Source organism: Paenisporosarcina sp. P5_A11 (assembly GCF_056400705.1).
In genome coordinates this window covers 1-8,040 of sequence record NZ_JBFUKT010000155.1, presented here as the reverse complement: position 1 = coordinate 8,040, position 8,040 = coordinate 1, and the positions used below count along the sequence as shown (strand labels likewise).

Genomic DNA, 8,040 nt, shown 5'->3' with positions numbered 1-8,040 from the left:
CTGCAGTTAACTCCATCTGATAGACAATGGATTGTCGACATTATTGAATCAGTATCTTTTAGTGGTGGACATGAAAAAGAAGCACAGACTATCGAAGCAAAAATTGTTCGAGATGCAGATAGATTGGATGCAATTGGTGCAGTCGGAATCGCTCGTACATTTGCCTTTGGCGGTGCAAAGGGACGAAAACTATATGATTGGTCGGAATCAGCAAGAGTAAACATGTCTGAACAAGAATACCGTACAAAAGAAACTTCATCCGTGACACATTTTTATGAAAAATTATTACTGTTAAAAGATTTAATGATGACCGAGACAGGGAAAAAATTAGCACTACAAAGACATGAATTTATGTTGACATTTATTGACCAACTGAAAATAGAAACGAGTGAAAAATTATGAGCCATTTAATAGTTTCAAATTTAACAAAAACTGTAGGGGAAAAGACATTATTTGAAAACATCGATTTTACAATTTATGCTGGTGAACGAGCAGGCTTAATTGGTGTCAATGGAACAGGAAAATCGACATTCCTATCAATCATTTCGAAACAAATTGAAGCAGACAGTTTATCAATGGACCATCCCAATCAATACCGAATTGCATTTTTAGAGCAAGATCCTCAGTTTGATGACGATTTAACCGTACTTCAAGCTGTATTTAGTGGAGACTCGCCCGCCTTAGTAACTAATCGAAAGTATGAAGATGCTTTAGATAAATTAAATGAAGATTCCTCTTCTGTTGAATATCAAGATGCGTATATGGAAATCCAATCTCAAATGGATCTAAATAATGCTTGGGATATTAATGCGATGGCTAAGACTGCCTTACAAAACCTTGGAATAGATATGTTCGACCGCAAAGTGAACGAACTTTCTGGCGGACAACTTAAACGTGTTGCATTAGCAAAAGTGTTAGTGGAACCAGCAGATTTAATATTACTGGATGAGCCTACTAACCATCTAGATGTTCAATCATCAAAATGGTTACAAGAAAGTTTAGCGCGTCTATCGAGTGCAATTATTTTCGTAACCCATGATCGCTACTTTTTAGATGGCGTATCTACACATATCTATGAAATTGCTGACCAAACCATGTACACACATCGTGGAAATTATGGAGATTATTTAGAAGCAAGAGCAATCCGTGAAGATATGGCTGCTTCTTCTCAGTTAAAACTACAAAACCGTTTCCGTTCAGAGTTAAAATGGATTCGTCGTGGTGCCAAGGCAAGAACAACTAAACAAAAAGCTCGTATCCAACGTTTTGATAAATTGGATGAACAAATGGAACGCAACAATGACAATACATCTCTAGACATGAAACTAGCTACAACTCGTCTAGGGAAAAAAGTGCTTGAAGGAATTGATTTATCAAAAGCATATGAAAACAAACAAATCATTAAAGATTTCTCTTTCCTACTACAACCAGGTGATCGTATCGGTATTGTTGGACCGAATGGTGCTGGTAAAAGTACTCTTATTAATATGTTAGCTGAGAAAATCATGCCTGATAGTGGTGAATTGAGTGTTGGTCAAACCGTTAAAATTGCCCATTTTGAGCAAACCATACCTCCAATGAATCCAAATACACGCATGATTGAATATGTCAGAGAGTCTTCAAATGATATTGAAGGAGCTGACGGTATAAGACAATCAGCTGCACAAATGCTTGAGAGATTTTTATTCCCACTTAATGGTCATGGTACTCCAATCGGTAAATTATCGGGTGGGGAACGTAAGAGACTTCATTTATTGAAATTATTGATGGAATCACCAAACGTTTTATTATTAGATGAGCCAACAAATGATTTAGACATTCAAACATTATCARTTCTAGAAGATTTCATTGAACAATTCCCGGGGGTTGTAATTACGATTTCTCATGATCGCTTTTTCCTAGATCGTATCGCGAAAAAATTATGGGTACTTGATGGAAAAGGAAATACACGAGAAGTACAAGAGATTTATTCTGACTTCCTTGAACAAGCACCAGAAATTCTAGTTGAACCAGTAGTCATAGTAGAACAACCAGAACCAGTTAAAACGAAAGAATCGAAGAAAAAATTATCTTTTAAAGAACAAAAAGAATGGGAAACGATTGAAGCGGACATCGAAAAAGTAGAAGGTGCCATTATCGTCGCTGAAAAAGATGTCGAATCTGCCGGTGCAGATTTTGAAAAACTTCAAAAAGCTACAAGTCACTTAGAATCTTTAAACGAACAATATAATCTATTAATTGAGCGCTGGACATATCTACAAGAAATTATTGGCTAATGGTACAATATGAGTAGGAGGGATATTGCGTGAAAATACTTACAATTGAACCAACACCAAGTCCAAATACAATGAAAGTTATTGTGGATCATGAACTTCCTTTTGGGAAAAGTTTTAATTATAAAAAAGAAGATAATTTAGAGGCTCCCAAAGAGATTCTTTCCATATTAAATATTCAAGGTGTCAAAGGAATTTACCATGTTGCAGACTTTTTAGCGATTGAACGACTTGCTAAAAATGACTGGGAACAAATCTTATCTGAAGTACGTAATGTCTTCGGCGAGAATCTTGCGACAGTTGACGGTGAAAATCAATTTAATGAACATTTCGGTGAAGTTAATGTTCATGTCCAACAAATAAAAGGTATTCCACTTCAAGTCAAAGTATTCGACCAAACTTCTGAAGAACGTATTCCCCTTTCTCCTCGCTTTGTTGAAGCGATGAATACAAGTATGAAAGAACGAGACGAAAACTACATCTTGCAGCGCAAATGGGCAGATTTTGGTGTGCGTTACGGTGAGAAAAAAGACATAGCTGAACAAATCAGAGAAGAAATTGAAGCAACCTACCCAGATTCACGATTACAACAATTAATTGAAGAAGCGAAAAGTCCTAAAAATGAAAGCATTGCTCGAGGTCGTCAAGTATCCTTAGAAGATTTCCATCTAGATCAATGGCAAGAACGATTCCAATTACTTGATCAACTGGCAGATCCGTCTGTAGACGACTATCCTTTACTTGATCAAGCTTTGTCAGATGAACAAATGTCCATTCGTCGTCTAGCAACTGTTTACCTGGGGATGATTAATGATGAAAGTGTAATTCCTTTTATGGAAAAAGCATTGCTAGACAAAAGTCCTTCAGTGAGACGGACGGCGGGAGACTGTATGAGCGATCTTGGATTCTCACAATTTGAAGATGCCATGCAAACAGCTTTAGGCGATAAAAACAAACTGGTTCGGTGGAGAGCAGCAATGTTCTTATATGAATCAGGTACTGAAAAATCACTTCCTGCTCTTCATCAAGCAAAAGAAGATGCAGAATTCGAAGTGAAATTACAAGTCAACATGGCCATTGCCCGAATCGAGCAAGGCGAAGAAGCAAAAGGGTCAGTATGGAAACAAATGACTGAATCAAGAAATTAATATAAAAAGGTAGTGAAAAGTGATGCGGACACTTTCACTACCTTTTTTATGATGATTGAATAGTGGAGATTTCATAAACTTGCGATTTGGTTGTATCAAACTGGTCAACTTGGCTAATGAGACAGCTTTTGAGGATTAATTTCGATTTTGAAAAATTTATCACCCTCATTGAGTGGTTTATCGCTCAAAATCGTCTTTGCCCAAGATGACTTATTGAAACACTAACCAACACCAATAGAGAACCAATGCAGCTTAGCGTAAGGGCTCCCAATGCTCCTATCTAAGGACTTATGAAAGGTTTTGTTTTCGCTGCGCTGCTGTTTGAAAGATAAAGTGTTACTCCCAACAATTAACACTCAGGTTTCCGAGGAGCTTTGGAAAGCACCATTCTGCACCTTTACCTAAAGAATAAGCAAGGGGTGATGTGACGAAGTCACATCACCTTCTTATTACTATTACAGGTAATCTTGCGGCTTGGCTTCTTTCGTCGCTCCCCTACAACCTTAGGGGAAAAGTGTTTTTCTATTCTGTTTTACTAGAGAATCGTCACTTTCTTCAATGAACCAAGCAGCCGAAGAAGCCATTTCGGCTGCTACCGCATTTCTTTATTTTGGAGATTGGTCCTATTAAGAGTTGCTATTTTGTTTTTCTATAAAGTGAATGTTTACTTAAATCTTGAAAATAAATTAAGCATAAAAAGGCCGAAATATCATCTTCGGCCGAATATCTACCTAAAGGAAGAATCTTATTCTCTAGTAAACCATACGACCGTAAACATGTGCATCCAGGTTKCAAGGGAGCGAAKGRTGCATACMCGCSGCAAGATGATMTAAAAAAAGAGAGTTGGGCGAGTGACRMAGTCACAAGMCCAACTCTTTATCCTCTAGACTAAGATTCAGCAGATAATTCGTCCTAAGCGGACTGAAACCCTCCTTGCTTAAGAGAAATGGGAATCCCTTTTATTTCCTTTAAGTATTGATCAACTAATAAAAATATCATCATTACGTGAAAAGATATTAAATACAAGTTATGATAGAGAATGAAAAGGCATATATATCAAGCAAAGTAGAAAATGAAAGAAGGAAAACACATGAATGCATACGATGAGTACATGAAAGAAATAGTAAAACCAATGAGAGCCGAACTATTAAATGTAGGCTTTACCGAATTAACCAACGCAGAAATGGTAAACGAACATATGACACAAGCTACCGGTACCTCTCTAGTCGTAATAAATTCAGTTTGTGGTTGTGCAGCTGGTTTAGCACGTCCAGCAGTTGCTGAAGCGCTTACGGAAGTCACCAACAAACCAGAACACTTAGTAACGGTATTTGCTGGTCAAGATCAAGAAGCAACATATCAAATGCGATCGTATTTTGAAGAAGTACCACCAAGTTCACCGTCTATTGCAATTGTAAAAGATGGCAAACTGGCATACTTCATTCCACGTGAACAGATTGAAGGCTTCCCAATGGAACAAATTAAAGACCATTTAGTTGAAGTACTAAATCAAGTAACAGCATAATGAAAACCATTGTCACCACAGCTGGGAGACCAACTGATTTTACAAAGCAATTAGCAAAGAATGCAGCGGAACAATTGGACTTGCCGTATATCGACCGCCAAAAGAGAACGGTCACACAATTACAACAACACTATCAAAGTGATGTTCTAGTGGCTTCAAAAAGCCGCTGGGAGTATTACGGGCAAAACTCAACAGAACCTTTCTTTTATCATCCTAGTTCAGCGATGTTCCGTTTGAAGAGGGTAGAGAGAGGGGAAAGGGATCCATTACTTGAGGTGTGTCAATTACAAAATGGCGATTCGTTTTTAGATTGTACGCTAGGATACGCATCGGATAGTTTAGTTGCTGCCTTTGGAGTAGGAGAATCAGGTAGCATAACGGGATGTGAAGCCAATCCTATTCTGGCCTTTATATTGCAAGAAGCATTTCAAAATGGACGAACGGATTATGTTGATTTCCAAGCATACATGAAACGAATTCAAGTCGTTTCTAATGATGCTGTTTCGTATTTGAATACTTTAGATGACGGATCAGTTGACGTGATCTATATGGATCCAATGTTTGAAACATCAATTTCAGCGTCTGTAAATATTAATCCATTACGATCTTTAGGAGTTCAAGATGCATTAACCAGTGCATGGGTGGATGAGGCGAAGCGTGTGGCGAAAAAACGAGTTGTATTAAAAGCTCATTTCAAATCGCCTTGGTTTGAACAATTTGGCTTTCAACAAATTATTCGTCCGAACACTAAATTTCATTATGGTTTCATAGAAAAAAGCTGCTCTCCATAATGGAAAGCAGCTTTTTTCGTTCAGTCTGTAAAGTTTAATGAAGTCAAATAACCTAGTAATAATAAGAAACCAATTCCAATAAGTGTATGCATGTCCATAATAATTCCTCCTACTTAAAAAAACGAAGCTGTTTCTACCTTTTTATTGTACAATGAATAGATAAAAGATGAAACCTTTTCGTGCTTGAATTCGTAATAGATAAAATAAGTTGTTAAAAATCGTACAAAATTGTAGGTGAATTTATGAAAAGTTGGATTCAGAAAACATTAGTCGTTGCGGTCGCTCTATTAACCTTTGGTGTAATCTCTCCCAATCATACTATTTGGGAAAACTTACTAGAAGACAAGGCAAACCAGAAAACGATTTCTACACAAAATACGCAAAATACATACGCGGTTGAGTGGGTTGATGATCAACCCTCGACATTTATTGAAGATGCCATTGCGCAAGCTAAAGAACAGTCATTATTAAAGTTCGGATCTCGAATTGGACCTGTCATAACAAATGAGTTTGACGAAATCATTTTCCCTAAAATTCAAGAAGCTATTCAACTAACATTGTTTGATATGGACAACGAATCTCTTAAATCATTAGCAATAACTGAGAATCCTTCAGGGGATCATAGTGAAAAGATTTTTCATATTTATGAAACAGTAACTGGTTCTGATATTATTCGATTCCATGTAAGAACGGATCGTAAGCCGCAAGATGGTTATTACTTTAATTTTCATTACCACACAGCTTCAGACACGTTTGCCAAGCACTATACTTTAGGTGATATTTATTGGTCAAAAAACATGCCACCAAAATGGCTTTCTTAACACACAAAAAACCTTTTTCAAGTATACTTGAAGAAGGTTTTTTACATGTATATTAATAGGGGGATTTCTATATGGAACAATATTTACAATTATGCCAATCTATATTAGCTGATGGAACGGTGAAAAGCGACCGTACAGGAACTGGTACGAAAAGTATTTTTGGCTATCAAATGCGATTTGATTTACGTAAAGGGTTTCCTTTAGTGACCACTAAAAATACGGCAATGCGACTTATTACTTCAGAATTACTCTGGTTTATTAAAGGTGATACGAATGTTAAAACGTTAATAGCAGAACGTAATCATATATGGGATGAATGGGCTTTTGAAAAATGGGTAAAAAGTGAAGACTATGATGGTCCTGATATGACGGACTTTGGACGACGTGCTGCACAAGATGAGAAATTTCAACAAATCGTGGATCAACAAATGACTATTTTTAGAGAAAAAATCTTATCAGATATTAAATTTGCTGAAGAATACGGAGATTTAGGTCCGGTTTATGGTCGACAGTGGCGGTCTTGGCCCTCAAAGGACGGTCAATCGATTGATCAATTGAAAAACGTGATTGAATCCATTAAACATAATCCAGATTCAAGAAGACATATAGTGACGGCTTGGAACCCATCAGAAGTAGATCAAATGGCACTTCCGCCATGCCATACTTTTTTTCAATTTTATGTAGCTGATGGAAAATTATCTTGTCAATTGTACCAACGCAGTGCAGATGTTTTTCTCGGTGTTCCTTTTAATATCGCGTCGTATGCCTTATTAACTCATTTAATTGCAAAAGAGTGTCAATTAGAAGTAGGCGATTTTGTGCATACTTTGGGTGATGCACATATCTATTCGAACCATATGGACCAAGTGAATGAACAGCTATCACGACAACCACGTGAACTTCCAAAACTGACAATTTCTGATGATAAGAAGTCTATTTTTGAATTAGAAACAAGTGATATAACTGTAGAAGGCTACGAACCGCACCCAAGAATTAAAGCACCAATCGCAGTATAGAAAGTAGGGAGAATTATGATTTCATTAATAGTAGTCCATGATCTTAATCGTGTCATTGGACAGAACAATAAAATGCCTTGGCATATTCCTAACGAACTTGCCTATTTTAAAGAAAAAACGATGGGAAAAGCCATTGTTATGGGGCGTAGTACATTTGAATCAATCGGTCGACCTTTGCCAGGTCGTTTAAATATCGTGATTACACGAAATACCTCATATAAAGTTGAAGGAGTGACAGTTGTTCACTCGATTGAAGAGGCCATTGAGGCTGCTAATAACCACCATGAAGAAGTAATGATTATTGGTGGAGAACAAATATTTAAAGAAGTCTTACCGTACGCTGATCTTTTGTATATCACACTTATTGAACACGAGTTTGAAGGCGATACATTCTTCCCTTCTTATGAACAAGAATGGGAAGCCATTTCTACTTCAGAGCAACATACTACTGATAGCGGGATAAAAT

8 protein-coding genes are annotated in these 8,040 nt (G+C 37.0%); all 8 read left to right on the top strand.

All coding sequences use genetic code 11. The features are described 5' to 3' along the window. The coding region (locus AC1DOS_RS15865; protein ID WP_477538281.1) for an HD domain-containing protein at positions 1 to 402 on the top strand (402 nt) is incomplete at its 5' end. Continuing rightward, positions 399 to 2,276 carry an ABC-F family ATP-binding cassette domain-containing protein gene (locus AC1DOS_RS15860; RefSeq protein WP_477538280.1) on the top strand — a complete coding sequence of 626 codons (1,878 nt, stop codon included), beginning with the start codon at positions 399 to 401 and terminating at the stop codon, positions 2,274 to 2,276. The genes AC1DOS_RS15865 and AC1DOS_RS15860, both read left to right, overlap by 4 nt. 29 nt (positions 2,277 to 2,305) lie before the next feature. Further along, a complete protein-coding gene (locus AC1DOS_RS15855; RefSeq protein ID WP_477538279.1) occupies positions 2,306 to 3,421 on the top strand; it encodes a conserved virulence factor C family protein in 1,116 nt (371 codons plus the stop codon). Between the two features lie 1,090 nt (positions 3,422 to 4,511). Beyond that, positions 4,512 to 4,946 (top strand): BrxA/BrxB family bacilliredoxin, encoded by a 435-nt coding sequence (locus AC1DOS_RS15850; RefSeq protein ID WP_477538278.1) that lies wholly within the window; start codon positions 4,512 to 4,514, stop codon positions 4,944 to 4,946. Then, positions 4,946 to 5,737: a class I SAM-dependent methyltransferase gene (locus AC1DOS_RS15845; RefSeq protein ID WP_477538277.1), complete on the top strand. Its 792-nt coding sequence runs from the start codon at positions 4,946 to 4,948 to the stop codon at positions 5,735 to 5,737. The genes AC1DOS_RS15850 and AC1DOS_RS15845 overlap by 1 nt, the downstream gene beginning before the upstream one ends. Before the next feature lie 242 nt (positions 5,738 to 5,979). Continuing rightward, positions 5,980 to 6,558 (top strand): YpjP family protein, encoded by a 579-nt coding sequence (locus tag AC1DOS_RS15840; RefSeq protein WP_477538276.1) that lies wholly within the window; start codon positions 5,980 to 5,982, stop codon positions 6,556 to 6,558. A gap of 71 nt (positions 6,559 to 6,629) precedes the next feature. Continuing rightward, complete coding sequence (locus AC1DOS_RS15835; protein WP_477538275.1) at positions 6,630 to 7,574, top strand: thymidylate synthase; 945 nt, start codon at positions 6,630 to 6,632, stop codon at positions 7,572 to 7,574. A gap of 15 nt (positions 7,575 to 7,589) precedes the next feature. Beyond that, positions 7,590 to 8,040, top strand: a 451-nt coding sequence (locus AC1DOS_RS15830) for a dihydrofolate reductase (RefSeq protein ID WP_477538274.1), incomplete at its 3' end; no start/stop codon positions are given.

Bases quoted from the DNA above. Each gene is read 5' to 3' on its own strand.
- AC1DOS_RS15850 (WP_477538278.1), top strand. From the start codon at position 4,512: ATGAATGCATACGATGAGTACATGAAAGAAATAGTAAAACCAATGAGA.
- AC1DOS_RS15845 (WP_477538277.1), top strand. From the start codon at position 4,946: ATGAAAACCATTGTCACCACAGCTGGGAGACCAACTGATTTTACAAAG.
- AC1DOS_RS15840 (WP_477538276.1), top strand. From the start codon at position 5,980: ATGAAAAGTTGGATTCAGAAAACATTAGTCGTTGCGGTCGCTCTATTA.
- AC1DOS_RS15835 (WP_477538275.1), top strand. From the start codon at position 6,630: ATGGAACAATATTTACAATTATGCCAATCTATATTAGCTGATGGAACG.